This window comes from Xanthomonas sp. NCPPB 2586 (assembly GCF_041475775.2).
GTDB lineage: Bacteria > Pseudomonadota > Gammaproteobacteria > Xanthomonadales > Xanthomonadaceae > Xanthomonas > Xanthomonas campestris.
In genome coordinates this window covers 2,338,927-2,363,602 of the sequence record NZ_CM192981.1, presented here as the reverse complement: position 1 = coordinate 2,363,602, position 24,676 = coordinate 2,338,927, and the positions used below count along the sequence as shown (strand labels likewise).

Here is a 24,676-nt window from a genome sequence, read left to right as displayed (position 1 = left end):
TATTGTAGGAGCGCACCTCGGCGCAATGGTGACTTGCGCGATAGACGGCTGGAATGGGCGGCCCGATCGCGACCAGGTGCGCCCCTATGACGAGGACCGCTGCTAAGGGGCGGCAGCCGTCTCCGGCGCGAACTGCAGGCTTACCCACACGCCGTAATGGTCCGAGGCCCAGCGGCCTTCGGCATACGGGGTGTCGAACAGGATGCGCGCCTCGCGTGCGAGCAAGCGGTTCTGCTGGAAGAACACGTGATCGATGCGCGAGGGTTTGTCGAACACATGCAGGTTCAAGGTGCTGACAGTTGCATCGCTGTTGCGGTGCACGCTGCCATAGCTATCGCCATAGCCCTTGCGTAGCGCTTCCAGATCCAGGGTATCGGCCGCGGTGTTGAAATCGCCGGCGATCACCACCGGCGCCTGGTTGCTGTTGGACGCGATGAAATCCAGCAAGTCGGCCACCTGGCGGGTGCGGATCGCCGCACCGCGCGCATCGGACCGCTCGTTGAGATGCGTCACGTAGACGTTGACCGGCTGGCCATCCATATCAACCTGCAGATGCGCGGCCACGCGGTAATCGTCCAGCGGTTGCAGCAGGCGCTGATGCTGGGCCAGCACGCGGCGCTTGCTCAGCAGCGCGTTGCCATAGCGCTTGGGCGCGCCGGGCGGGTCGACCGATGCGAACGTGTACGCGTAGCCAAGCCGACGGGCCAGCCAGGCGGCCTGATTCTCCACACTGCCGCGGCGTTCGATCACTTCCTGCAAGGCGATCACATCCGGCGCCAGCCGTTTGAGTTCCTTGGCGATATAGGCACGGCGCGCAGGCCAGTCTTCGCGGTCGTGATGCAGGTTGAGGGTGACCAGGGTCATCTCGCGCGGGGCCGCGGTGGCGGTTTGCTGCGACTGCGCTGTTTGCCCCGCGTTCTGGACATTGGCTTGCTCCGCTTGCGCAGCGTGCGCACCCGTGCAGGACAGGGCCAGCACCATCAACACACCGAGCCGGCCGCGATAGCGCCGCGACGTTGTTGCCTGCAACGACCGGCGCCACGCACTCATTGCGCAGCCCGTTCGGCCCGCCGCACCGCGCTTGGCACCTCGATCTGCACGGAGGCCGGCAACTGCTGGATGCGCAGCTCGCCATTTTCCCACTGCGCCGCCTCGCCATTGATGCTGGCCTTGCCCGGTTCGCCCTGATACGGCCAGGCAAACACCACGCCGCCGGGCGGCAGGATCAGGCCGGGCTGCAGCTGCAGCACCAGCTGCTTGTCGGTGCGCTGCAAGGTGTAGTTGAGGCGCCCATAGGGCGTGCGCAGCTCGGCAATGCCAATGCCCTTGCCGTCGAACCAACGCGTTGGCGTGCCCGCGGCAATCACCAGGCTGGCGTCGGCCTCGCGCCCGTAGGCAAACATGTCCAGCACCGAGCGCACGAAGTCCGAGGCCACCCACGCATGCGGCAGGTCGCCGACGAAGAACGGCGTGCGCGGCGTACGCGAGACCACTTCGGCCCACTGATTCCAGGGCTGCGGCGCGCGGTCCTTGAAGAAGAACGCGGTGGCATCCCAGGCGCGGTCGCGCCAGCCCAGGCGCACGAATGCGGCAACGTTGCGCCATTCGTACGGCGTGTAGTCCTTCCATTCGCGCTTGCTGTCGCGGCGGTCGGTGAACTCCTTCCAGTACCGCTCGAAGGTGTTGTTCAACAGCTCCGGCGGCAGACGCTGCTGCTCGCCACCGGGCGCCAGCGCAATGGTGGTGGAGGTTGCATCGAAGTCGCCCAGTTCCGCCGAACCGGGCAGGAAATCCAACTGATGCTGGCGTACCGCCGCCGCCAGCGAGGCCGTGAGATCGCCGCTGAATTCGTCGCGGGCGGTGCTGAAGCGCGCAACCTCGTCGGGCTTGTCCAGCGCACCGGCCAGCATCACCGCGTCCTTGTAGCCGCGCAGCGCCCAGAAGTTGTCCCAATACGAATGCACCGGCTTGGCCGAATAGCCTTCGTGGCTGATCGACACCGGCATCATTCCGTAGAAAGCCGGGTTACGCATGAAGTTGTCTTCGGTGCGCTCGCTGGCGCGCAGCTTTTCCATGTACTCGTAGGCGCCGAGCACGTGCGGCCACATCTTTTCCAGGAACGGCTTGTCGCCGGTGTAGCGGTAGTACTCGGCGACGTTGAAGATCAGCTCGCCATGGCTGTCGTTTTCCGGCACCGGGTCGCTGCCACGGTCGTCCACGCAGCACGGCACCATGCCGTCGGCAAATTGATACGGCGCAAACCAGTCGACGTAGTCACGCACCACGTCTTCGCGCCCGAGCCGCAGCAGGCCTTCGGAAATCATGGCGCCGTCGCGGATCCAGCTGCGCGAATACGAGCGCGTGCCCGGCTGCAGACGCGGGCCGATGCGCGAGATCAGCATGTGCGCTAACGCGGTACGCAGCGTATCGACAACCGGCTTGCCTTCGGCCGGCACGCTGATGCGCACGCGATCGAGCTTGCCGCGCCACTGCTGGGCCACTTGCTGCTGCGCCTTGTCGGCATCGAAGCCGGCCGGCAGCTGCGCGCTGCCGGTCTGCGGAATGACCAGCGCAACCTCGCGGCTCTGGCCCGGCTCCAGCTTCCAGTGATACACCAGCACGCCCGAGGCCAGCCCGGTTTCGTCCTTGACCTGCGTGGTTGTGGGCAGCGTCGCGGCGGTGAGATGGGTGACATCCATGCCGCTGTCGAAGGCGCTGGCGAAGGCGGCATCCGGCCGCTGCGCGGCGAACACGCGCGGCTTGCCGTTGACGTTGACCTGCGCCCCGTCCACCGACAACTGCTCGATGCGGCTGATGCCGCCCAGGGTGTTGAGGAACTGCGCCGGCGGGTTGACCTGGAACGGCCGTACCGCCAATGCGAGGGTGAACTCGCGCGCGTCCTTGCCGGTATTGCGCAGCTGATAGCGCGCGACCAGCTGTGCCTGATCAGGAGTGCCCTGCACGAAGCCGGTGATGCGCAGATTCATGAGGTCGTGGTGCCAGTCGACGCTGGGGATTGGCAGGTAATCGTCCTGCAGGCTTTGTTCGCTGCTGACATCGGCCCAGCGCAACAGCTTGCCGCCGACACTGACGAACGGCTCCACGCTGAAACCGCCCTTGCCCACTTCCACCGCGCCGTCTTCGCCGATCAGGCCTTGCTCGGTGCCGCCGTCCAGGCCGAGGATGGTCCAGTACGGTTGCTCGCCGGAAAACCCGCGCGGGAAATTGCCACGCGGCGATTGCGTCGCAAGCGATTTGATGAAGTCATTCGGCGTCGCTGCGAAGGCCAGCGGCTGCAGCTGCACTTCCTTGATGCCATAGCGCCAGTTGGGGCCATCCTTGAGATCGAAACGCAGGTAGCGCGTCTCGGTATCGGGCAAGGCCAGCCAATCGGTACCGCCAGCGCCGGCGGTGACTGTGCGCAGGTCGCGCCAGCTACGCCCATCGCTGGACGACCGCACCACGTACTGCGATGCCTGCAGGCCCGGCACCCACTGCACGATGGCACCGCCGAACTCGCGCACCTTGCCCAGGTCCAGGGTCACCGTCTGCTGTTTGACTGCGCCGCTGAGCCAGAAGGTGTCCGGCTTGCCATCGGCCAGACGCTGCTCCAGCGCCGGTGCGGTGTCGGTAATGGCCTCGGCCTTCAACGGCGAGGTGTCCTCTGGCGGCAACGGGGTCAGGGTCAGGCGGTCGAAGCACACCGAGCCCTTGCCACCGACCTTGTTGTAGATGGTGAACTCGACATCGGCACTGCTGCGCAACTGCTTGTCCGCACCCGGGCCCCAGGCCTTTTCGATGTTGCGCTTGCGGTAGTTGAAGGTGGTCCAGGTCTTGGGGAAAGTGAAGCCCGGCCGGTTGATCCACCACACGTTGTCGCCGCTGGCATCGATCAACTTGACCTGCAGATCGTTGGACGGCGACTCGCCGCGCAGCGCAAAGCCAATGCGGTAGTTGTCCGGGTAGTCGATCGGCAGGCTGCGGCGGATGCCGACATAGCCAGACACGCCGTTGAAGTTGTAGTCCAGGCACAAGGCGTGGCCGCCGGAGGTGGTTGCTACCGGGCGCAGCGAGCCGCTGACCTGGTTGGAGACCACCAACCGCCACGCGGCGATGTCGTTGAATCCGTCGAGCACGCGCTCCTGCGCCTGTGCCGCACCCGCGGTGGCAACAGCGGCCATGGCAAACAGTCGCAGGAAAATTGGCTTCACCCCTTCACACTCCCCAGCAGAAGACCTTGGATGTAGTAACGCTGCAGCGCCAGGAACAATAGCAGCACCGGAATCACCGTCACCACCGCGCCGGCCATCATCAATTCCACGTCCATGATGTGCTCGCGCGACAATGCGGCCAGCGCCACCGGCAAGGTGTATTGCTCCTGGTCGGTCAGCACGATCAGCGGCCACATGAAGTCGTTCCAGGAGCCCATGAAGGTGAAGATGGTCAAGGTGACCAGCACCGGCTTGAGCATCGGCAGCACGATCTGGAAGAAGATCCGCATCTCGCTGGCGCCATCGATGCGCGCCGCTTCGATCAGCTCATCGGGAATGCTGCGCGCGTACTGGCGCACCAGAAAAATACCGAACACGGTGGCCAGTGCCGGCACCACCACCCCGCCGATGTTGTTGACCAGATGCAACTGTTTCATCAGCAGGAACAGCGGCAGCATCGCCACCTGCGCCGGGATCACCAGCGCGGCCATCAGGATCTTGAAGATGCGCTCGCGGCCCACGAACTGCAGCTTGGCAAACGCATAGCCGGCCATGGTGTTGATCAGCAACGAGCCCAGCGTGATCAGCCCCGATACCATCAGGCTGTTGGCGAAGTTGCGCGCCATGCCGGTGCGGGCGAACAGCTCGTGGTAGTTGGCCAGGGTGAACGCCGACGGCAGCATCGGCGGCGGAAACCGGCTGGCCTCGCCGGTGGGCATGAACGACACCGACAGCATCCACAACAGCGGCGCCAGGCTGACCAGCGCCAGCAGCAACAACCCGCCATTGATCAGCAGGCCATTCCAGCGCGATTCGCCGACATCACGACTCATATCAGGTCCTTCTTGCGCCCGAAGCGCAGCATCACGGTGGTCACGGTCAGGATGATCAGAAACAGCAGGAACGCCACCGCCGACGCGCGGCCGAGGTTCCACCACTTGAAGCCTTCCTCGAACATGAAATACAGCACGCTCACGGTGCTTTGCAGTGGGTCGCCGCGGGTCATCACATAGGGTTCGGCGAACAGCTGGAAATAACCGGAGATGGTGATCACACCGACCACCATCAGCACCGGGCCGAGCATCGGCAAGGTGATGTGCAGGAACTGCTTCCAGCGCGAGGCACCGTCGATGCGCGCCGCCTCGTAGAGGTCTTGCGGGATCGCCTGCAGGCCGGCCAGGAAGATCACCATGTTGTAGCCGAAGTTCTTCCACACCGCGAACAGCATGATGGTCGGCATTGCCCAGCGCGGATCACCCAGCCAGTCGATCGGGGCGATGCCCAGGTGGCTCAGGCCGAAATTCACCAGGCCGTACTTGATGTGGAACAGGTAGCGCCAGATCACCGCGACTGCCACCAGCGTGGTGACCACCGGCGCGAACAACGCGGTGCGGAACAAGGCCTTGAACCGCGAAGCCTTGGCATTGAGCAGCAGCGCCGCGCCCAGCGACACCGCGATGGACATCGGTACGCCCAGCAGCACGAAGTAGGTGGTATTCCACAGCGACTTCCAGAACAGCGGCGTCTGCAGCAGCTCGATGTAGTTGCCCAGGCCAACGAAGCGCAGATGGCTGCTGTCGGCCAGCGCGTACAGGTCGAAGTCGGTGACGCTGAGCACCAGCGCGGCGAACACCGGCACGCCGAAGAACATGCCCAGCACCAGGATCGACGGCGCGGCGAAGACCCAGCCGGCCACGGAGTTGCGCTTCATCATCGGGCAGCTCCTTCAGCCGCTGCGTTCGCCGGCGCGGGCGTCGGCGTGGCCGGTGCGGCCGCCGGGCCGACATGCCCGCCTTCCTGTTCGTAGATCCAGCGGCGCTTGGCCAGAATCTCGTCCACGCGTTTGTCCAGTTCCTGCACGGCGTCCTCGTGCGATTGCCCGCCACGCACCACGCGCTCGGTCACCAGGCGCATCTCCTGCACGATGCGCTCCCACTCCAGCACCTTCGGCGTGGCCTTGACCCGCTCGAGCTGGTCGCCGAAGGCATGCGCCAGCTCGTCATTGGCCAGCGATGGCAACTTCCAGGTGCTGCGGCGCGGCGGCAGGTCGCCGATGATGGCGTGGAAACGCGCCTGCACGGTCGGCTGGGATAGATATTCGATCAGCTTCCAGGCGGCGTCCTTGTGCTGTGACGACTTGAAGATCACCAGGCTGGAGCCGCCCGCAATGCCGGCGCCCAGGCGGTTGGGGCCCGGCAACGGCGCGGTGCCCCACTTGCCTTCCATGCCCGGCGGCTGGCGCAGCTTGAACTCGCGCACGTTCCAGGGCCCGGACAGGTAGAACGCGTAGTAGCCGTTGAAGAATTCGTACCAAACGTTGGAGACCTGGGTCTCGGAGACCTTGGGTGCCCAGCCCTTCTGGTACATGGTGTCGTAGAAGCCCAGCGCCTTGCGGAAGCCTTCGCCACGGAAGTTGCCGTAGTTATCGTGGTCGCGTAGCAGGCGGTCGTCCTGCTGCAACGCAAACGACAGCTGCTGCTCGAACTCGTTGAGCGGCATCAGGATGGCGTAGCGGTCCGGGCCGACATGGCGCTTGATCGCCGCCATCACCTGCTCCATCTCCGCCCAGGTCTTGGGCATCTCGTTATAGCCGGCTTCGCGCAGCAAATCCTTGCGATAGAACAACAGGCGCGTGTCCACGTACCACGGCACCCCGTACAAGGTGCCATCGACCAGATTGGTGTCCCACACGCCGGGGAAGTAGTCCTTGGGATCGACGATGCTCGAGCGCGCCACATACGGCTGCATCGGCTCCAGCGTGTCCAGCAGCGCGAATTCCGGCAGCCAGGTGTTGCCGAGCTGGCACACATCCGGCAGCCCATCGGCGGCGAAGGCGGTGAGCAGTTTTTCGTGCGCGGCCGTCATCGGGATGTTCTGCACATCCACCTTGATGCCGGGATTCTGCCGCTCGAACTCAGCCACCAGCTCGGCCACCACCTCCGCTTCCTTGCCCATCGCCCAGAAGCGCACGGTGGTCTGGCCCTGCTCGGAACGTTCACATCCCGCCGCACCCAGACACAGTGCGGCGGCCATCATCATCAGTTTCAAAAGGCGCACGGATTACTCGGGTTTGGGGCGTTGCGAGGAGTGTTGCCGCTGCGACGGGTCCTGCTGCGCCTGGGCAGCGGCCGCACGCGATTCGGCCATGCCCAGCGCGCGCGCTGCGGCGGCCTGCTCGTCCTTCTTGGGCAGCGGCTGCGGCTCGCCGTCGGGCGTGAGCCAGCCACCGGTGAAGCCGGCGCGTTCCAGGCCGGTACGGATGTAGGCGTTCTTCTTCATCACGTTCCAGACAAATTCGTTCTGGTAGTTGGCGATCATCGCCAGGATCGGGCCCTGGTCGATGGCGATGTAGTCGCTGGCCACCCAGCCACGGTCCGGCACCATGCGCCCGGTCTTGAGCGGGATGTCGTAGTTGAAGCTGGGGTTGAACGAATCCAGGAACCCATAGCTCGAATACAGGAAGTCGCCATAGCGCTTGTGCATTTCTTCGGTGGCCGGAATCACCACCTCGGGTGCGAACACGATCGAGGAGATCGCCGCGGTCGGCGCGATGGTGCCGTCGTCGAAGTTCTCGCGCAGGCCGGCGCCGCGTGAAGAGTAATGGCGGAACTGGCGCTGCTCGCCGCGGTATTCCTGGCTGGTGTTCTGCGGGCCGTCGCCGGCGGTGAGGCCCCAGACGTTTTCGCCATAGTCCTTCCACTTCATCGGGTTATCGATGGCGTAGTCGCGCTGGGCCAGCGTGGCGCGGCGGCTGTTGAGGAAGTAGTCGATGCCGCGCTCGCGCATGTACTGGTCCTGGATATCGCGGAAGTCGATCCAGACATGGCTGTACTGATGGCCGAACATCGGGCCGAAGGACAGGTACTCCTGGCCCTGGTAGACGCCCCAGTCATTGTTGTAAGTGCGGGTCCAGACCGTCCACGCATCCGGCTCCACACCGTGCGTGGGCGAGCCGAGCGCCAGGATGTACAGCATCATGGCTTCGTTGTAGCCCATCCAGTCGTGGTCGATGAAGCCGCTCTCGGGGAACCAGCCCATCGAGATCAGCGGCGCCCGCTGCTGCAGCCAGCGCCAGTCCACACGCTTGTACAGCGTGTCGGCGATCTGGCGGATTTCCTTTTCGCGCGGGTCGTCACCGTCGTAGTACGACTGGGTGAACAGCACGCCCATCATCAGCAGCGCGGTGTCCACGCTCGACAGCTCGACCCAGCTGTCATAGCGGTTGCCCTGCTGCATATCCAGAAAGTGATAGTAAAAGCCCTTGTAGCCGGCCTTACCGGTCCGCTGCGGCCCCATCGGCGCATCGCGGAAGAATTTGAGGGTGGTCAAGGTGCGGTCGATCGCCTGATTGCGGCTGACCCAGCCGTTCTCGATACCGATCGGATACGCGGTGAGCGCAAAGCCCACCGAGGCGATGCTGGCGAACGGACGCGAGGGAAACCGGTCCGGCGACAGCCCATTGAGTTCGTTGGTGGTGTCCCAGAAAAACTGGAAGGTGCGGCGTTCGATATCGGAAAATAGCGGCGGCAGCGGCGGCTTGACCGGCTTGGGCGGAATCTGTGCTTCCACCAGGATCACTTTCACGGGTGCCTTCTTTTCGGCCACCTTGGGCTCCTCAGCCTGTTTGCAGGACGCCAGCAACAGCGCCCCCACCATTAGTGGAACTGCCAGCCAACGCGATGTCTTACCCCTGTTCATCCGCCCCCCACTCGTGTAATCGATTACATCTCGCACGCAAACCTACCCTATCCGGGCGCCGACTTCGACCGTCCTGGCACCTGCCAGGACGGTCGCGTGCTCCTTACCAGTTCAGACCGAAGGCCAGACGGAAGGTGCGCATCGGCGATGCCAGCACGCCGGTTGGCGTGCCGTATGCCGTGTTCAAGTCACCGAGTGTCCCGGTCTCACCGTTAAAGTTGGCGTAGTTCACCCAATTGAACACGTTGAGGATATCCGCACGGACGTTGAATTTGACACCGCCACCGGTATCCCATTCTTTATTGGCTGCAATGCTGAACTCCTTGTAGCCCAGCGTGCCGTCCGGCTTGAACTGCACGATGTAGCACTGGTCGTTGCCGGCCAGACAGTTCTGCCCGTAGCGCGCGGTCTGGCTGGCCAGCGAAAGCTTGCCGGACAGCTTGATCTCATACGGCAGCTCGTAGATGCCGGTCACAACCAGACGGTTCTTGGCAATACCGCCGGCCTCGCGCCAGCCGTAGTCTTCGACGCGCTCGCGGTCCAGTGCGTAGTGCTCGCCGAACTGGCGGTTCTCCTTGGCATCGGAGAAGGCGTAGGCCACGGTCAGACCCCATCCGGATTCTTCGTCGTAGGGCTTCTCGATCTGCAACGCGAGCTGGTTGTTGCGGGTTTCCACACCATTGGTGCCGAGCACGATGGCGCTGTAGCCGTCCGGGCCGTCGGTCGGCGAGCCGGAGGTGGTGCCCGGCAGGAAGAACGAGCCATCGGGCAGCCGGTTGCCGCGCACGAAGGCGAAGCCGTCATGACTTTCGATCCGGCTCAGGGTCACGTCGGTGAACCAGTCCTGGCCCCATAGCGGCACCATGTTGCGCATGCCGATGCTGAATTGGTCGGAGTACGGGGTCTTGATGTTGTTGTCGATCAGGTAGACCTCGCGACCACCGCCGCCGGCGCTGTTGGCGGTGAGGGTGTTCAGGCCTTCCTGCGTGCTGTAGGCCGGGTTCCAGGCGGTGCATGGGTCGCCCAGGCAGGCCGGGTTGTTGGCACTGGTGAAGTAGTAGCTATACGAATTGAACGAGTTGTTGAGCTGCTCGAGCGCCAGGTAGTCGAAGATGTTGCGGTCATAGGCACGCCCGGCACCGCCGTAGATCACGTGGGCCTGGTCGCCGAACAGGTCGTACGACGCACCCAGGCGTGGCTGCCAGGCGTTCTTGAACGCCTTGCGGTTGTTGCCGGTGCTGATGAAGTTGTTGATGTTGTAGTTGGCGTTCTGCAGGTTGGGCCAGTTCTGCAGCGCACCGGCCACATCCGACGGGGTCACGAAGTCCAGGAACGCCGGGCTTTCTTCATAGTCGTAGCGCACGCCCAGGTTCAAGGTCCAGTGTTCGTTGACCTCCCAGTCGTCCTGCAGGTAGATGCCGTACTGCTTGTTCTTGGACACCACCGAGCCGCCGCCTTCGGTCAACGGCGCACCAAAGCGCACCCGGTACGGCGTTTCGACATCGGAGAGGATGTTGTAGTAGTACTGCGGGTTGGCCGGGTTGAACTGGGTGGAATCCAGATCGATGCTCTTGAACTTCACGCCCATCTTGACGGTGTGCGCGCCATGCCATTCCAGGCTGTTCAAGGTCAGGTCGTCCTGGAAGGTCCAGCCCTTCTGGCCCTTGCGCTGGAAGCTGCTGCCGGCGCCGGCAGCGAGCACGTCGGTCTCGTTGCCACGGTTGGGCGTGTAGCTGAGCACGTAGCCCGTGCCGTCGTTGAGCGGCGCCTGGTTCCAGAACGCGCTCTCGTAGCTGAGGTTGGCTTCGTTGAGGAAGTTGGCACCGCTGTACTGCCAGCGCAGGTTGGCGCGCTTTTCTTCCTGGCCGTTGACGCTACCGTGCTCGAAGGTCGAGGTCTGGCCGACGTCGTTGAGCTCGTCTTCCTTGCGGTACTTGCCGGTCAGCTCGAACAGGTTGTTGTCGCCAATGGTCCAGTCGATCTTGCCGAAGTACAGGTCTTCCTTGAACGGGGTGCTGTAGGTAGCCACCAGCGGCTGCAGCTGCGCCGGCAGCTGGTCGATGCGGTCCGAGTAGATCGAGCCGGGAATCACCACGTTGGGGGTGGTGTATTCCTTGGCTTCATAGGCAATGAAGAAATGTGCCTTGTCCTTGAGGATCGGGCCGCTGAAGGTCGCACCATACTGGGTTTCCTCGAAGTCGTCGCGCACGCCGGCCTTCTTCTCCAGCGGGCTCTCTTCGCGCCAGCCATCGTTGCTGGTATCCCAGAAGAAGCTGCCGTGGAAATCGTTGGTGCCGGACTTGGACGAGGCCACGATGGCGGCGCCGCTGACCTGGTCGAACTCGGCCTTGTAGTTGGAGGTGATGACCTTGTATTCACCGATCGCCGACTGCGGGAACGGGTTGCCGCGGCTGGAATCCTGGCCGCTGACGCCGCCGGTCAGCACGTAGTTCTTCTGGCTGACGCCATCGATGTAGACGTTGGTGCCTTCAGCCGAAGTGGCGCCCGAGCGCACCTTGGTGGTGCCGTTGGCATCACGGGTGAACTGCACGTTCGGCACGGTGTCGGCCAGCTCCAGGAAGTTGCGCGTGGCACGCGGCAGGTTCTGGATCTGCACGTTGGAAATATACGTCGCGTTCTCGGAGGTGCGCGTCTCCACCAGCACCGGCGGCGCCTTGACCTGCACCGCGTCCAGCGTGGTGGCGTTACCACCTGCGGCCGTGGCCGGCTCGCCGCCGACGCCCAGGTTCAAGGTGGCGGTCTGGCCGACCTGCACGGTGACGTTCTGCGAGGTGGTCTGCCCATTGGCAGTGACATCCAGGCGGTACGAACCCGGCGGCAGGCCGCCAACCGAATAGCCGCCATTGGTGACCTGCACGGTGCGGGTCAGGCCGGTGGCCAGATTGGTGGCGGTGACCTGGGCCTGGGCAGCAGGTGCGGAGTCGACCGTGACCTGGCCGCGGATGGTCGCAGCGGTGCTCTGCGCGAACGCGGGCGCGGCGCCCAGCAACAGGCAGCTGGCCAGGGCGCAGCTGAGCAGCTTGCGCGCCGGGCTGGCGGAATGGGGGTGGTGGTGGCTCATTGGTCCCTCCAGGGATCGATATCTTGTTGTTGTGGGCACTAAGGTCTTGCAGGAACAACCGCTGCGGGGGAGGCAGCGGGAGCGGACAGGACGTCCGCGAAAAGGGTCAGGCGCCGGGCTCGCCGGCTCCGCAGGACGCACGCACCACCAGCTCCGGGGTGAGCAACTGGCGGATGCCGTCGTCGTGGCCGGGCTGGTCCACCAGCCGCATCAGACGGGTCATCGCCTGCTCGCCAAGGCGCGCAATGCTGACCCGCATCGTGGTCAGCGCGGGGTGCACGAAGCGCGCCAGCGGGATGTCGTCGAACCCGGCCAGCGCCACGTCGTCGGGCACCGACACATCCGCCTGGGCGAAGGCGTACAGGCAGCCGAGCGCGGTCACGTCATTGGCAGCGAAGACCGCATCGGGCAGATCCCCGGCGGCCAGCATGGCAAGGCCGGCGCGATGGCCGGAGGCTTCGTCGAAGTCGCCGGCGAATTCGAGCCCCTCCGCTCCGCCCGCATGGCCGGCGATCGCGTCACGGAAGCCGCGCAAGCGCTCGCGCGCATCGAAGTTCAGCGCCGGCCCGCCGATGAAGGCGATGCGGCGGTGCCCGGCAGCAAGCAGGTGCTCGGTCATCGCCATTGCGCCGGCGTGGTCGTCGATGCTCAGCACCGGGTAGTCGGCGCCCGGCAGATGCGCGTTGATCAGGACGGTGGGCAGTGCCTGCGGCAGGTTGTCGGTGAGAAAACCCGGCTGCTCGGCGTACGGGGACAACACCAGCAAGCCATCCACGCGGCCGCGCATGGAACGCAGCGCCCTGCCCTGGGCTTCGGGATCGCCGTGGTAGCTGGAGACCAGCAAATGCTGCCCGGCCGCACGCGCCGCCCCATCGATGCCGCGAATCAGTTCGGAAAAGAACTCGCCGTACAGATCAGGCAGCACCACACCCAGGGTCTGGGTGCGCCGGCTGCTGAGGCTACGTGCCGCCGCATGCGGGCTGTAGCGCAGGCGTTCGGCCACGTCCAGGACCACCTGGCGCACCGGCCCGGCGACGTTGTCGTGCCCATTGAGCGCCCGCGATACCGTGGCAACGGAGACGCGTGCTTCTCGAGCGACATCTTTGATGGTGACCGCACCTTTGGCCATTCGGGTCGCCCTCCGCGACCGACTTCCCAAAATCTGGCGCGGACTGTAAGCGTTTTCATACGGAGGCGTAAACCCCTGTGAATGGGTTTGTGAAAACGCTTACAGATCAAGCATCTAGAAGTGATGGATGCGTGAATAAGTATGCTGCGTCGCAACAACCCCGCAGCGATTGCTCCACAGACGAAGCGCGACGCCGGTCTCGTTGGCGCCACGGGATGACGCCGCGACTGACGCATGGACAGCAGCGGACAGGTCAGTGTTTGCAGGCGTCGCGCAGGGCCAGCAGCGCCTTGATTCGCTTGGGCAAAGGCGCGAGTCGTGCGCGCTTGGCGAGCGTCAGCCTGACCGCCCGCTTGATGATTCAGGCAGCTGCGGCCCCGATCTTGGAGATCACAAGAAAGCTGCAACCAGCATGGTCCTGCCTCGCAATCGCTTCCGGCCAACCAGTCAGAACCGGGTTGACCGGATGGTCACCCTACCCGGCTTCACCAGGCGCCAGCGCCTCGATCGAGAGCGCATGGATATCGGTCTGCATCATCTCGCCCACCGCGGCGTACACCGCACGGTGCCGCGCCAGTGGCGCCTTGCCGGCAAACACACTGCTGACCACGCGCACATTGAAATGCCCACGCCCATCGCGCGCGCCCGCATGCCCGGCATGGCGATGACTGTCGTCGACCACCTCCAGTTCGACGGGTGCCAGCGCGGCCTGCAGCGCGGCGCGGATGCGGTCGACCCGGCTCATGGCAGCACCCGCCGGAACGGGCGGACGTCGACCCGCGTATACACCCCCGCCGCCAGATACGAGTCGGCATCGGCCCACGCGCGCGCCGCCTCCAGTGAAGCGAACTCGGCAATCACCACGCTGCCGCTGAAGCCGGCCGGGCCCGGGTCCTCGGCGTCGATTGCCGGGCATGGGCCGGCGACCAACAGCCGCCCTTCTGCCGTCAGTGCCTGCAGGCGCTGCAGATGCGCCGGTCGCGCCTGCTGCCGTGCCGCCAGGGCATCGGCCCGGTCATAGCCTTCGATTACGTACCACACACGCCACCTCGCCCACATCGGAAGATCACACCGCCAATTCTAGCCGCGCCAGCGCTGGACACCGCCCCCACCCACGCATTACCCTTGACACCACTGCACACGCAACCGGACGCAGCGGCCCGTCGGCCCAGGCTCAACGCTTCTCTCGACGGCCGATTCGCTGCCCACCGCCGGCCCGCGTAGACGACCTCCTCGCTGTTCCGTCGCCGCCTGCCACGCGGCGCCTGATTGCACGCGGACCGGCGTATGTGGATTTGTGGGATCGTGCCGAAGCAGGCACGACATTGATCGCAATAACTCAAGGCAAAGCCCTGCAGGCACGGCTCCGTACCGTGGCCGGCGACCGCAAGACCCGATGTCGACCTGATGAATTCCGAACTCGCGCACGACGCGAATCCGCCAGCCACGAGCGCGCCACCGCAGCAGCAGGAAATGCCGCTGGCGGTCGTGCATGGGCAACCGGTGCTGCAGATCCCGCAGGATCTGTATATCCCGCCGGACGCGCTGGAAGTCATCCTGGACGCCTTCGAAGGTCCGCTGGACCTGCTGCTGTACCTGATCCGCCGCCAGAACCTGGACATCCTGGATATTCCCGTCGCCGAGATCACCCGGCAGTACGTGGACTACATCAACGTGATGCAGGAGCTGCGTTTCGAACTGGCGGCCGAATACCTGGTGATGGCCGCGATCCTGGCCGAGATCAAGTCGCGCATGCTGCTGCCGCGCCCGCCCAGCCAGGAAGGCGAAGAAGACGACCCGCGCGCAGAACTGGTGCGCCGGCTGCAGGAATACGAACGGTTCAAGCAGGCCTCCGAGGATCTGGACACCCTGCCCCGCATGGGGCGCGACTCGGCGCCGGTGCAGGCGCATCTGCCCGAACGTGCCGCGGTCAAGCTGCCGCCGCCGGTGGATCTGAAAGAAATGCTGATGGCGCTGTACGACGTGCTCAAACGCGCCGAGCTGTTTACCGGGCATGCGATCAAGCGCGAGGCGCTGAGCGTGCGCCAGCGCATGGGCGATGTGCTCAGCCGTCTGGACGACGGCAAGTTCTACCGATTCGAATCGCTGTTCACTGCCGAGGAAGGCAAGCTCGGCGTGCTGGTCACCTTTTTGGCGTTGCTGGAATTGGCCAAGGAGCAGTTGCTGGACATCGTGCAGGAAGCGCCGCTGGCGCCGATCTACGTGAAGTCGCTGGCGTTGGGCAATACCAATGCGCCGTTGCAATTCTCCAGCGAATTCGACGACAGCGACGCTGCCAACGAACCCACCTGAAGCCGATCACCGAATGGATCAAGCGCTGATCACCCGCATTATCGAAGCTGCCCTGTTGGCCAGCAGCCAGCCGTTGACGCTGGCGCAGCTGCAAGGGCTGTTTCCCGAGGAAGAGCCGGCACCGCCCGGCAGCGTGGAGCGCGCGTTGGAACTGCTGCGCGAGGGGTGCACCGAGCGCGGTGTGGAATTGGTGGAAGTAGCGTCCGGCTTCCGCTTTCAGGTCAAGGCCGACGTGCACGGCTGGGTGGCGCGGCTGTGGACCGAGCGTCGCACCAAGTACACCCGTGCCACGCTGGAGACCCTGGCGCTGATCGCTTACCGCCAGCCGATCACCCGCGGCGAAATCGAGCAGGTGCGCGGCGTGGCGGTGAGCAGCAACATCATCCAGGCCCTGGAAGAACGCGAGTGGATCCGCGTGGTGGGCCACCGCGACGTGCCCGGCAAGCCCGCCCTGTTCGGCACCACCAAGGGCTTTCTGGACTACTTCGGGCTCAAGCGGCTGGACGAGCTGCCGCCATTGTCTGAGTTGAAGGACATCGCCGAGCTGGAACCGCAGCTGCCGCTGGACCGCGACGGCCAGCTGGACGGCCCGGTGCCCGCCGCGGCCGCGATGTCGCAAGACGAGACCGCGCCGGCTGATACAGAGCAGGCTGATGGCGAACAGAGCGATGACACCGACGACGACGGCGCTGATGATGTCGCCGGAGCAGACAACGACGGCAATGCAACGAATGCCGATGCCGATAGCGACGACAACGGCGCAGCAGCACTCACCGATGCAGCGCCAGATGCAGACGTGGAGCCGCAAGCCGACGAAGACGCCGCCCAGGTCGAAACGACCGGCGCCGGCACCGATGCCCCTGAGGCCCAGGGCAGCGACAGCGCAGACAGCGCTGCCGATGCGCACGACCCGAACGATGCAACACCGCAGCACCCCGCAGCCACCGCGGCGCAGGACCCGAACACGCACCACCCACAGACCGCCCGCGAGGGCGAACCCGACACCGCGCCGGGCACGCGCGCGGATGCAGTGAACGAAGACGAAGACAACGCCGTCGCGACGACGACCGTGGCTGTTGACGAAGCCGATTCCGACCCAGAGGCCGACACAGAACGCGTCGGCCGGAGCCAGACACATGAGTGACACCCCCCGCAAGCTGTCGTTGAACAAGCTTTCCCTCAAGCGCGACAGCGCGCCCGAAGCGCCGAAACTGGAAGAGCGCCTGCACAAGGTGCTGGCCCAGGCCGGCCTGGGCTCGCGCCGCGCGCTGGAGCAGCGCATTGCCGATGGCCTGATCAAGGTCAATGGCGCCGTCGCGCAGACCGGCATGTCGGTGCGCAGCGGCGACAAGATCGAACTGGACGGCCGCAGCTTCGTCGCCAGCGCGCTGACCGAATCCTCGCGCGTGCTGGTCTACAACAAGCCCGAAGGCGAAGTGACCACCCGCGAAGATCCCGAAGGCCGCCCGACCGTATTCGAGTCGCTGCCGGCGCTGAAGGGCTCGCGCTGGATCGCCATCGGCCGCCTGGACATCAACACCACCGGTCTGCTGCTGCTCACCACCGATGGCGAGTTGGCCAACGCGATGATGCACCCCTCCTACGAGGTTGAACGCGAGTACGTGGTGCGCGTGCGCGCCCCGGAAGGCGAAGAAAAGGTGCCCGACAGCATGATCGAGCGTCTATCGCGCGGCGTGTTGCTGGAAGACGGCGGCGCCAAGTTCGACGAGATAGAACGCATCGGCGGCACCGATTCGCACGACTGGTTCCGCGTGGTGGTCAAGGAAGGCCGTAACCGCGAAGTGCGCCGCCTGTGGGAGTCGCAAGGCTGCCAGGTCAGCCGCCTCAAGCGCACCCGCTACGGCAAGGTGTCGCTGCCGCGCGAGCTGTTGCGCGGGCAATCGGTGGAACTGGCGCAGGAAAAGGTCGACGCCCTGCGCGCCGAACTCAAGCTGGAAGAAGGCGCGCCGTCGGCATTGACGCTGCAGCCGGTAATCGGCCAGCGCCGCGCCGCCAAGTCGACCGTGCACGTGTCGCGCGACGGCCGCAGCAATGCCTACGTCAACGGCCAGACCTCCGGCGCCGATGAAGGCCGTGAGCTGCGCCGCTTCGACAACCTGCGCGAGGATCGCGGCGGCCGTGGTGGCCGCGGCAAGCCCGGTGGTTTCAAGGGCGGCCTGACGGTCAGCGGCGAAGCCGCTGCCAAGCAATCGCAGCAGCGCCCGTTCAAGCAGCGTGGCCCGGCCAAGGGCGACCGCTCGCTGCCGGACGGCAACCCGGCCGCGTTCCGCAGCTGGTATGTGCCCGATGGCGTGAGCACCGGCCCGAGCGGCCACCGCAACGCAGGTCCCGGCGGCGCCGGCACCGGCCAGCCGCGTCCTTACGCCAAGAAGGGTCCGGGCGGCGCACGCCCGGGCGCAGGCGGCCAGGGCCGCGGCGCGGCAGGTGGGCAAGGTCAGTCGCAGGGTCAAGGTCAGGGCCAGCGCAAGCACCCCTACGGCCACCCGGGCAACGCGCCGAGCTTCCCGTCCGATCACGCCAACCCGGGTTTCAGCCCGTATGGTGCCGCACGTCCGGCAGCTGGGCGCCCGACCGGTGCGCGTGCAGGCGGCCCCGGCGGCAACCGTGGACCAGGCGGTAATCGTGGTCCCGGTGGTCCGGGCGGCGCACCGCGTGGCCCAGGTGGTCCGGGTGGTCGTCCCCCGGGTGGCGGCAACCGTCGGCCACCAGGTGGCGGCAATCGCGGTCGCTAAGCTACAAGACGTGCAATAAAAAAACGGCCCTGCGAAGGGCCGTTTTTCGTTATCGCTTGGATCATGTCTGCGTGAATCACGCGATACATTGAAGTAAGCGCGAGACATTAACTGTGGCTCGCAGCGAACCGGCACGCGAGGCAGCTTTAGAGCGGCCAACGGAACACCGCTGTGCGGGCGCGGCCGGCTTTGTGGTTCCATCAGCACACAACCACGTTGCCAGGTGCGATGTCCTCACCGCTTGCGGGACCGTGTGGCGGCATGGATGCCGCCACCGAGACTACATGGACGTACTTGCGGCGTGTCCCGCAAGCGGTGAGGGCAACGCGCCCTCGACTAACCAAGCTTTTTTTGACTACATCCAAATGCGGCTAAGACTCGACATTTCGATTGTCTTCTCCTGTCTTGGAGTGGTTGGACAGTGCGGATAGATCACTTGCACAGCGGCTGATCTGCGGCTTGGCTGCAGGGCCCTGGCCCGCCCACCGTCGCAGGACACGCTGCAAGTACGTCCATGTAAGCTCTTCTACGGCATCCATGCCGCATAAGGTCCCGCGCGCCGGTGGGCGGGCAAGGACCAGTCCAGAGTGTCGGTGTGCATGTGCGAGCAGTGCATGCCGTGCGGCCGTCCGACTAGTTGCCGGTCTGATCAAGTTCACTCGATCCGCGCAATGTCGCTGCCATCCCGACATCATTTCACTCGTCAATCAAAGTCAGTGCGGCCAACGCACTGCCGCCATCGCTACAGACCTCTAGAGGCTTTGTTACCTATCTCTAGGTAACAAAGCCTCTCGCGTACAGATGCGCTTGTTGTGTGCAGTGCCGTCTTCAGCGCGATCTGCCGCGTCTTACTTGCGACGCTCGATCACGAAGTTGCCTACATTGACGCCCAGGTCCACACCTTCACCCGTCCCGGCCAGGGCTAGCGAGATGTCGCCTTTGGTGACGACCTGTGCGGTACTGGACTTGACCACGCCGGCATGCGCCTCGGCGGCCGCATAGGTGCCCAGCAGATCATTGAGGCTGTATGCACCGGAGAAGGTGCCGCGGCCGCCGGTGATCTTGGACTTGCCGACTGTCAGGCCACCGCCCTTGCTGGAGATCTTCACCGGAATCACCGCACCGTTGTCGCAGGTGATGGTGCCGGTGCCGCTGGCGGTCTTGTAGAACACCGACCAGCCTTCGAGATTGAACGACAGTTTGCAGTCGATGTTGCCTGCTGCCTGGGCCTGCGGCGCGAGCGTGGCGACGCCCAGCAGCGCGAACAGAGAGAACGACTTGATCATGTGCAGCTTCCGGTGATGGACGTGGCGCGAGCCTAGCAGCGCCGGTGTGGCGGCCGCGACAAGGTCCCCGCGCCGTGCAAGCACCGGTTCAGCGAATCGTTGGGGCGCGTGCAAGGCGCAGACGGCGCAGTTCACCGCGTGGCATCCCGTGCCGGTGGGCGCCGCCGTCGGAGCGAAGCGCTGGCGGCGCGAAGGCGCAAGGCCGAGCCGCCGCTGGGGGCCGTTGCTTTGTCGACTGCCCTATCGGAATCGAAGGCGTCACTGACCTCGCGTCCGGCATCTTCGATGCATAGGTGCGCTTGATGCAGCCTTGAGCAGCCGGATCGAGGGACGGTTAGTCGCCGCGCACCGGAACCAATGGGATCACTGGCTCTGCATGCCGCATCCCAACGCGCAGGTGGCTTTGCATCCAGCGTTGATCGAGCAGATCGCGGTGCGGTTGGCTTCGGTCTTGGCCGGCATGGGATGATCACCTCATGCCACGTCTCGTCCCTGCCCTGCTACTCATCCTCGCACTCCTGCCGGCCATGGCAGTTGCCCGCGACCCGGTCCCGACGCAGGGCTATCGCGTGGTCAAGCGCTATCCGCACGACACCACTGCCTTTACCGAAGGCCTGTTTTATCTGCGCGGCCATCTGTACGAAAGCACTGGCGAGACCGGGCGTTCGAGCGTGCGCAAGGTGGACCTGGAAACAGGGCGCATCCTGCAACGCGCCGAGGTGCCGCCACCGTATTTCGGCGAAGGCATCGTGGCTTGGCGCGACCGCCTGATCCAGCTGACCTGGCGTAACCACGAAGGCTTCGTCTACGACCTGGCGACGCTGACGCCACGCGCGCGTTTCCGCTATCCGGGCGAAGGCTGGGCGCTGACCAGCGATGACAGCCACCTGTACATGAGCGACGGCACCGCAGTGATCCGCAAACTGGATCCGGACACATTGCAGCAGGTCGGCAGCATCAAGGTCACCGCCGGCGGCCGGCCGCTGGACAATCTCAACGAGCTGGAATGGGTCAACGGCGAGCTGCTAGCCAATGTCTGGCTGACCTCGCGCATTGCGCGCATCGATCCGGCCAGCGGCAAGGTAGTGGCCTGGATCGACCTGCAAGCGCTGGTGCCGGACGCCGACGCACTGACCGACTCCACCAACGATGTGCTCAACGGCATCGCATTCGACGCCGAGCACGACCGCTTGTTCGTCACCGGCAAACGTTGGCCGATGCTCTATGAAATCCGGCTCACACCACTGCCACACGCCGCGGCCGGCAAGCACGCGCAGTAGCTGCGAAGCGCGGAGCGAACAGGGAGAGTCGCCCACCACTTCCGAGTGATTAGCGGCTGGCAGCCCAGGCAAGCGCAATGCAATGTCAGGCGCTAGCCGTCGCGCGCCGAAGCGGTCTACGCCTGAATGGAAACGCAGGTGTTCCACGACGAGCCGCTTTCAGCTGCTACCAGGCCGAAGCAGCCCGCAGATAAATCAGGCGTCAGAACTCTCGCCCTCGCAACTTCCCAATCCCGACCCCCCAATCCCCGCCCAGACCTACTCGCCCAGCACAAAGCTGTCCGCATCCAGCATCGCCGGGAAGCGCGCGCGGTGCTCAGCGAGCGCGACTGCGCTGATCGTGGTGGTCACCACCTGTTCCTGTTCGCGGATTTCCACTTGCGGCTGGCCGAGGAAATCGATCACCGCGCTGTCGCCGGCGTAGTGCAACTGGTTGCCGTCCACCCCGACGCGATTGACCGCCGCCACGAAGCACAGGTTCTCGATCGCACGCGCGCGCAGCAGTGTCTTCCAGGCGTAGGCACGTGCCGAAGGCCAATTGGCGACGAAGAGCTGCAGATCGAAATCCAGTTGGCCCGGGCGCTCTACATCGAAGCGGTTACGGCAAAACACCGGAAAGCGCAGGTCGTAGCAGACCTGTGGATTGATCCGCCACCCCTTCCACTCGACGCAGAGGCGCTCGCGCCCGGCTGCATAGCGCAGATGCTCGTTGCCGAAGCGGAACAGGTGGCGTTTGTCGTAGTACTGCAGCGCCCCATCCGGCGTGGCCCACAGCAGCCGGTTGAACACACCGTGCTCGGTACGCAACTGCACGCTGCCGGTAATCGCCGCACCCAACCGCGCGGCCTGCGTGCGGATCCACGCCACGGTGGGCCCGTCCATGTCTTCGGCCTTGTCGATGGCCTCGTTGGAAAACCCGCTGGTGAAGGTTTCCGGCAGGATCACCAGATCGCTCTGCCCGGCCAACGGCTCCAGCAACGCGCCGTAATAGTCGCGATTGCCGGCTGGATCGTGCCAGCGGGTGCTTCCTTGAACGAGGGAAATGCGCAGGTCGTGCATGGTTGGCTCGGGAATGGGGAATCGAGAGTGGGGAACGGGAAAAGCGGCACCAGCAGGCGCGAGGTCAACGGGCAGAGATCAGGATCACGCCAGGCGATGGCTATGCTTTTTGCGAATCCCCAATCCCGATTCCCGAATCCCAGCTCCTCAAAGCTGCTGTAACCGCGCAATCGCCGCATCCAACGTGGCATCGTTCTTGGCGAAACACAGCCGCGCCAGGCGTTGCCCGGCCGGTGCGGTTTCGTAGAACGGCGACAGCGGAATCGCCGCCACCCCTTTCTCCACCGTCAGCCACTTCACGAACTCGGTGTCGGGCAGGTCGCTGATGGCCGAATAGTCAACCAGCTGGAAATAACCACCCGGCACCGGCAGCGGGACCAGCCGTGTGGTCAGCAGCTGCTCGCGGAAGCGGTCGCGCTTGGCCTGATAGAACGCGCCCAGTTGTTCGTCGTGCTCGGGTTCGTCGCGCAGCATCGCGGCAAACGCGTGCTGCGCCGGGCCGAAGCTGGTGAAGGTGTTGTACTGGTGCACCTTGCGGAATTCGGCACTCAGCGCGGGCGGCGCGATGGCATACCCGATCTTCCAGCCGGTGCAATGGTAGGTCTTGCCGAAGCTGGAAATCACGAACGCGCGCGCGCGCAATTCCGGCCAGCGCAGCACCGATTCGTGCCGGCGGCCGTCGAACACGATGTGCTCGTAGACCTCGTCAGACAGCAGGAAGATGTCGGTGCCATGCAGCAGCTCGGTGAGAGTCTGCATGTCGGCGGCCGAAAGCATCGCGCCGGAGGGATTGTGCGGCGAGTTGATCATCAGCAAGCGCGTCTTCGGCGTGATCGCCGCGCGCAGCGCGTCCCAATCCACGGCAAAGGTCTGCGGGTCCAGTGCCACGTGCACGGCGCGTGCGCCGGCCAGATCGATCGCCGGCTCGTAACAGTCGTAGGCCGGGTCCAGCACGATCACTTCTTCGCCCGCGCGCACCACCGCGTGGATGGCGTTGAAGATGGCCTCGGTGGCGCCGCTGGTGACGGTGATTTCGGTGTCGGCATCCACCTGCGCGCCATAGCAGCGCTGCGCCTTGCCGGCGATGGCCTGGCGCAACGCGGCCACACCGGTCATCGGCGGGTACTGGTTGTGTCCGGCGGCCATGGCCTGGCCGAGTGCGTCGACCAGCCGCTGCGGCACCGCGAAATCCGGGAAGCCCTGGCCCAGGTTGACCGCGCCGTGCTCGGCCGCCAGCTGCGACATGACGGTGAAGATGGTGGTGCCCACCTTGGGCAGCTTGGTCGTGACGGGCATCGCGCGGTTCCGGTCGACAAACAGGGGACCGCGAGTGTACGCAAACCCGCCCAGCCAGTGCGCCGGGCGATGCGCAAAACAGCGTTCCCGGACACATCACACCGCATGCGCGGCCCCGGGCCGTACGCATCGCCGCTACAATGCGCGCCCTGTCCCGCCCTTCCCATGCCGTCCTGCGACGGGAGCCCGCTGCGCCGATGATCGATCCGCTCCACACTGCGCCGCCGCTGCTGGCTGCGCGCGCGCTGGCCTTCAGCCGCAACGAGGAGCCGGTGTTCGGCCCGCTGGACTTCCATGTCGATGCCGGCGAGGCCTTGCTGGTGCAAGGCGACAACGGCGCCGGCAAGACCACGCTGCTGCGCGTGCTGGCCGGGCTGCTGCACGTGGAGCGCGGCGAGATCCTGATCGACGGCAAGACCGCTCGCCGTGGCGACCGCAGCCGCTTCATGGCCTACCTCGGGCATCTGCCCGGCCTCAAGGCCGACCTCAGCACGCTGGAAAACCTGCATTTCCTGTGCGGCCTGCACGGCCGGCGGGCCAAGCAGATGCCTGGCAGTGCACTGGCCATCGTGGGCCTGGCCGGCTACGAGGATGCGTTGGTGCGGCAGCTCTCGGCCGGCCAGCGCAAGCGGCTGGCGCTGGCCCGGCTGTGGCTCTCGCCGGCCCCGCTGTGGTTGCTGGACGAACCCTATGCCAACCTGGATCTGGAGGGCATCACCCTGGTCAACCGGATGATTTCCGCGCATCTGCGTGGCGGTGGCGCGGCCCTGGTCACCACGCACGGCGCCTATGCCGCGCCGCCGGTGCGCACGCGCATGCTGACCCTGGAGGCCGCCGCATGAGCGCGCATTCGCCGCAACCCTCGCTGTGGCAGGCCGGGCGGGCGCTGGTGCGCCGCGACCTGCAACTGCTGTGGCGCCGCCGCAGCGATGCGCTGCAACCGGCGCTGTTTGCGCTGCTGATCGTGGTGCTGTTCGCGCTGGGCCTGGGCGGGCGCCCGGACCTGTTGGCGCAGGCCGCGCCGGCGGTGCTGTGGCTGTCGGTGCTGCTGGCCGGGCTGTTGTCGCTGGATGCGCTGTTCCGCAGCGATGTCGAAGACGGCTCGATGGAGCAATGGCTGCTCGCGCCGGTGCCGCTGGCCTGGTTGATCGCGGTGCGCGTGCTGTTGCACTGGGCCACCAGCGCACTGTCGCTGATCGCGGTGACCCCGTTGCTGGGCGAATTGCTGCACCTGCCACATGACCAACTGCCCGTGCTGCTGGCATCGTTGGCCCTGGGAACACCGCTTCTGAGCCTGCTCGGCGCCGTGGTTGCAGCGCTGACAGTCACCATGAAACGCTCTGGTATTCTCGTGGCGCTGCTGGCGTTGCCGCTGTATGTGCCGGTGCTGGTGTTCGGCGCCGGCAGTGTGGCGGCCAGCGGACAAGGCCAGGATGCGGTGGGTGCGTTGTTGTTGTTGGGGGCCGGCCTGGTGATCGGCGTGGTTTTGGCACCGCTGGCTGCGGCAGCCGCGATCCGTATTTCACTGAGCTGACCAATGCAGTCGATGCGGCGTTGATGCGACACTCC

The 24,676-nt window shown here is 65.4% G+C and carries 20 protein-coding genes; 7 read left to right on the top strand and 13 right to left on the bottom strand.

What is annotated here, in order from left to right; all coding sequences use genetic code 11:
• Positions 1-102 precede the first annotated feature (102 nt).
• From ACCQ09_RS10090 to ACCQ09_RS10045, 10 genes are all read right to left on the bottom strand, one after another.
• Positions 103-984: an endonuclease/exonuclease/phosphatase family protein gene (locus tag ACCQ09_RS10090; RefSeq protein ID WP_228427825.1), complete on the bottom strand. Its 882-nt coding sequence runs from the start codon at positions 982-984 to the stop codon at positions 103-105.
• A 62-nt stretch (positions 985-1,046) separates the two neighbouring features.
• Positions 1,047-4,181, bottom strand: a complete 3,135-nt coding sequence (locus ACCQ09_RS10085; RefSeq protein WP_040941243.1) for a discoidin domain-containing protein — start codon at positions 4,179-4,181, stop codon at positions 1,047-1,049.
• Positions 4,182-4,207: 26 nt separating this feature from the next.
• Positions 4,208-5,044: a carbohydrate ABC transporter permease gene (locus tag ACCQ09_RS10080; protein WP_012438197.1), complete on the bottom strand. Its 837-nt coding sequence runs from the start codon at positions 5,042-5,044 to the stop codon at positions 4,208-4,210.
• On the bottom strand, positions 5,041-5,925 hold the full coding sequence (locus ACCQ09_RS10075) for a carbohydrate ABC transporter permease (RefSeq protein ID WP_011037350.1): 885 nt from the start codon (positions 5,923-5,925) through the stop codon (positions 5,041-5,043). The genes ACCQ09_RS10080 and ACCQ09_RS10075 overlap by 4 nt, the downstream gene beginning before the upstream one ends.
• Positions 5,922-7,268: a sugar ABC transporter substrate-binding protein gene (locus ACCQ09_RS10070; protein ID WP_040941241.1), complete on the bottom strand. Its 1,347-nt coding sequence runs from the start codon at positions 7,266-7,268 to the stop codon at positions 5,922-5,924. The genes ACCQ09_RS10075 and ACCQ09_RS10070 overlap by 4 nt, the downstream gene beginning before the upstream one ends.
• A 3-nt stretch (positions 7,269-7,271) precedes the next feature.
• Positions 7,272-8,909 (bottom strand): glucoamylase family protein, encoded by a 1,638-nt coding sequence (locus ACCQ09_RS10065; RefSeq protein WP_011037352.1) that lies wholly within the window; start codon positions 8,907-8,909, stop codon positions 7,272-7,274.
• Positions 8,910-9,012: 103 nt separating this feature from the next.
• Complete coding sequence (locus ACCQ09_RS10060; RefSeq protein WP_040941240.1) at positions 9,013-11,991, bottom strand: TonB-dependent receptor; 2,979 nt, start codon at positions 11,989-11,991, stop codon at positions 9,013-9,015.
• Positions 11,992-12,097: 106 nt separating this feature from the next.
• Positions 12,098-13,120 (bottom strand): LacI family DNA-binding transcriptional regulator, encoded by a 1,023-nt coding sequence (locus ACCQ09_RS10055; protein WP_040941239.1) that lies wholly within the window; start codon positions 13,118-13,120, stop codon positions 12,098-12,100.
• Between the two features lie 475 nt (positions 13,121-13,595).
• Entirely contained in the window at positions 13,596-13,865 is a 270-nt protein-coding gene (locus tag ACCQ09_RS10050) for a BolA family protein (protein ID WP_011037355.1), read from the bottom strand.
• Entirely contained in the window at positions 13,862-14,161 is a 300-nt protein-coding gene (locus ACCQ09_RS10045) for a YciI family protein (RefSeq protein ID WP_040941238.1), read from the bottom strand. The genes ACCQ09_RS10050 and ACCQ09_RS10045 overlap by 4 nt, the downstream gene beginning before the upstream one ends.
• A gap of 366 nt (positions 14,162-14,527) precedes the next feature.
• On the opposite strand from ACCQ09_RS10045, the gene ACCQ09_RS10040 reads away from it, so the two are divergent.
• Genes ACCQ09_RS10040 through ACCQ09_RS10030 form a run of 3 tightly spaced genes read left to right on the top strand, consistent with a single transcriptional unit; the run spans position 14,528 to position 18,186 of the window.
• Entirely contained in the window at positions 14,528-15,433 is a 906-nt protein-coding gene (locus tag ACCQ09_RS10040; RefSeq protein ID WP_040941237.1) for a segregation and condensation protein A, read from the top strand.
• Between the two features lie 13 nt (positions 15,434-15,446).
• A complete protein-coding gene (gene scpB, locus ACCQ09_RS10035) occupies positions 15,447-16,577 on the top strand; it encodes an SMC-Scp complex subunit ScpB (RefSeq protein WP_197708538.1) in 1,131 nt (376 codons plus the stop codon).
• Positions 16,570-18,186, top strand: a complete 1,617-nt coding sequence (locus ACCQ09_RS10030; protein WP_012438191.1) for a pseudouridine synthase — start codon at positions 16,570-16,572, stop codon at positions 18,184-18,186. The genes scpB and ACCQ09_RS10030 overlap by 8 nt, the downstream gene beginning before the upstream one ends.
• 848 nt (positions 18,187-19,034) lie before the next feature.
• Here the strand turns inward: ACCQ09_RS10030 and ACCQ09_RS10025 are convergent.
• Positions 19,035-19,472 (bottom strand): hypothetical protein, encoded by a 438-nt coding sequence (locus tag ACCQ09_RS10025; protein WP_011037360.1) that lies wholly within the window; start codon positions 19,470-19,472, stop codon positions 19,035-19,037.
• A 310-nt stretch (positions 19,473-19,782) separates the two neighbouring features.
• Between ACCQ09_RS10025 and ACCQ09_RS10020 the strand changes: the two genes are divergently transcribed.
• Together ACCQ09_RS10020 and ACCQ09_RS10015 are read left to right on the top strand one after the other, a co-directional pair.
• Positions 19,783-19,941: a hypothetical protein gene (locus ACCQ09_RS10020; protein ID WP_157382683.1), complete on the top strand. Its 159-nt coding sequence runs from the start codon at positions 19,783-19,785 to the stop codon at positions 19,939-19,941.
• A 7-nt stretch (positions 19,942-19,948) separates the two neighbouring features.
• Positions 19,949-20,752 (top strand): glutaminyl-peptide cyclotransferase, encoded by an 804-nt coding sequence (locus ACCQ09_RS10015; RefSeq protein WP_011037361.1) that lies wholly within the window; start codon positions 19,949-19,951, stop codon positions 20,750-20,752.
• Between the two features lie 258 nt (positions 20,753-21,010).
• Here the strand turns inward: ACCQ09_RS10015 and ACCQ09_RS10010 are convergent, their stop codons facing one another.
• Complete coding sequence (locus ACCQ09_RS10010; RefSeq protein WP_040941235.1) at positions 21,011-21,811, bottom strand: amidohydrolase; 801 nt, start codon at positions 21,809-21,811, stop codon at positions 21,011-21,013.
• 147 nt (positions 21,812-21,958) lie between these two features.
• Positions 21,959-23,107 (bottom strand): pyridoxal phosphate-dependent aminotransferase, encoded by a 1,149-nt coding sequence (locus ACCQ09_RS10005; protein ID WP_011037363.1) that lies wholly within the window; start codon positions 23,105-23,107, stop codon positions 21,959-21,961.
• Between the two features lie 197 nt (positions 23,108-23,304).
• Here ACCQ09_RS10005 and ccmA point away from each other — a divergent pair, with 197 nt between their 5' ends.
• Positions 23,305-23,949, top strand: a complete 645-nt coding sequence (gene ccmA / locus ACCQ09_RS10000; protein ID WP_011037364.1) for a heme ABC exporter ATP-binding protein CcmA — start codon at positions 23,305-23,307, stop codon at positions 23,947-23,949.
• The gene (ccmB, locus tag ACCQ09_RS09995) at positions 23,946-24,641 is read left to right on the top strand and encodes a heme exporter protein CcmB (RefSeq protein WP_040941234.1); all 696 of its coding nucleotides are present in this window, start codon (positions 23,946-23,948) and stop codon (positions 24,639-24,641) included. The genes ccmA and ccmB overlap by 4 nt, the downstream gene beginning before the upstream one ends.
• The last annotated feature ends 35 nt before the right edge of the window (positions 24,642-24,676 follow it).

Excerpts from the sequence above, each read along its gene's own strand:
- ACCQ09_RS10085 (WP_040941243.1), bottom strand. The coding sequence starts at position 4,181 with ATGGCCGCTGTTGCCACCGCGGGTGCGGCACAGGCGCAGGAGCGCGTG.
- ACCQ09_RS10080 (WP_012438197.1), bottom strand. The coding sequence starts at position 5,044 with ATGAGTCGTGATGTCGGCGAATCGCGCTGGAATGGCCTGCTGATCAAT.
- ACCQ09_RS10075 (WP_011037350.1), bottom strand. The coding sequence starts at position 5,925 with ATGATGAAGCGCAACTCCGTGGCCGGCTGGGTCTTCGCCGCGCCGTCG.
- ACCQ09_RS10065 (WP_011037352.1), bottom strand. The coding sequence starts at position 8,909 with ATGAACAGGGGTAAGACATCGCGTTGGCTGGCAGTTCCACTAATGGTG.
- ACCQ09_RS10060 (WP_040941240.1), bottom strand. The coding sequence starts at position 11,991 with ATGAGCCACCACCACCCCCATTCCGCCAGCCCGGCGCGCAAGCTGCTC.
- ACCQ09_RS10055 (WP_040941239.1), bottom strand. The coding sequence starts at position 13,120 with ATGGCCAAAGGTGCGGTCACCATCAAAGATGTCGCTCGAGAAGCACGC.
- ACCQ09_RS10050 (WP_011037355.1), bottom strand. The coding sequence starts at position 13,865 with ATGAGCCGGGTCGACCGCATCCGCGCCGCGCTGCAGGCCGCGCTGGCA.
- ACCQ09_RS10040 (WP_040941237.1), top strand. The coding sequence starts at position 14,528 with ATGAATTCCGAACTCGCGCACGACGCGAATCCGCCAGCCACGAGCGCG.
- scpB (WP_197708538.1), top strand. The coding sequence starts at position 15,447 with ATGGATCAAGCGCTGATCACCCGCATTATCGAAGCTGCCCTGTTGGCC.
- ACCQ09_RS10030 (WP_012438191.1), top strand. The coding sequence starts at position 16,570 with ATGAGTGACACCCCCCGCAAGCTGTCGTTGAACAAGCTTTCCCTCAAG.
- ACCQ09_RS10025 (WP_011037360.1), bottom strand. The coding sequence starts at position 19,472 with ATGATCAAGTCGTTCTCTCTGTTCGCGCTGCTGGGCGTCGCCACGCTC.
- ACCQ09_RS10015 (WP_011037361.1), top strand. The coding sequence starts at position 19,949 with ATGCCACGTCTCGTCCCTGCCCTGCTACTCATCCTCGCACTCCTGCCG.
- ACCQ09_RS10010 (WP_040941235.1), bottom strand. The coding sequence starts at position 21,811 with ATGCACGACCTGCGCATTTCCCTCGTTCAAGGAAGCACCCGCTGGCAC.
- ACCQ09_RS10005 (WP_011037363.1), bottom strand. The coding sequence starts at position 23,107 with ATGCCCGTCACGACCAAGCTGCCCAAGGTGGGCACCACCATCTTCACC.
- ccmA (WP_011037364.1), top strand. The coding sequence starts at position 23,305 with ATGATCGATCCGCTCCACACTGCGCCGCCGCTGCTGGCTGCGCGCGCG.
- ccmB (WP_040941234.1), top strand. The coding sequence starts at position 23,946 with ATGAGCGCGCATTCGCCGCAACCCTCGCTGTGGCAGGCCGGGCGGGCG.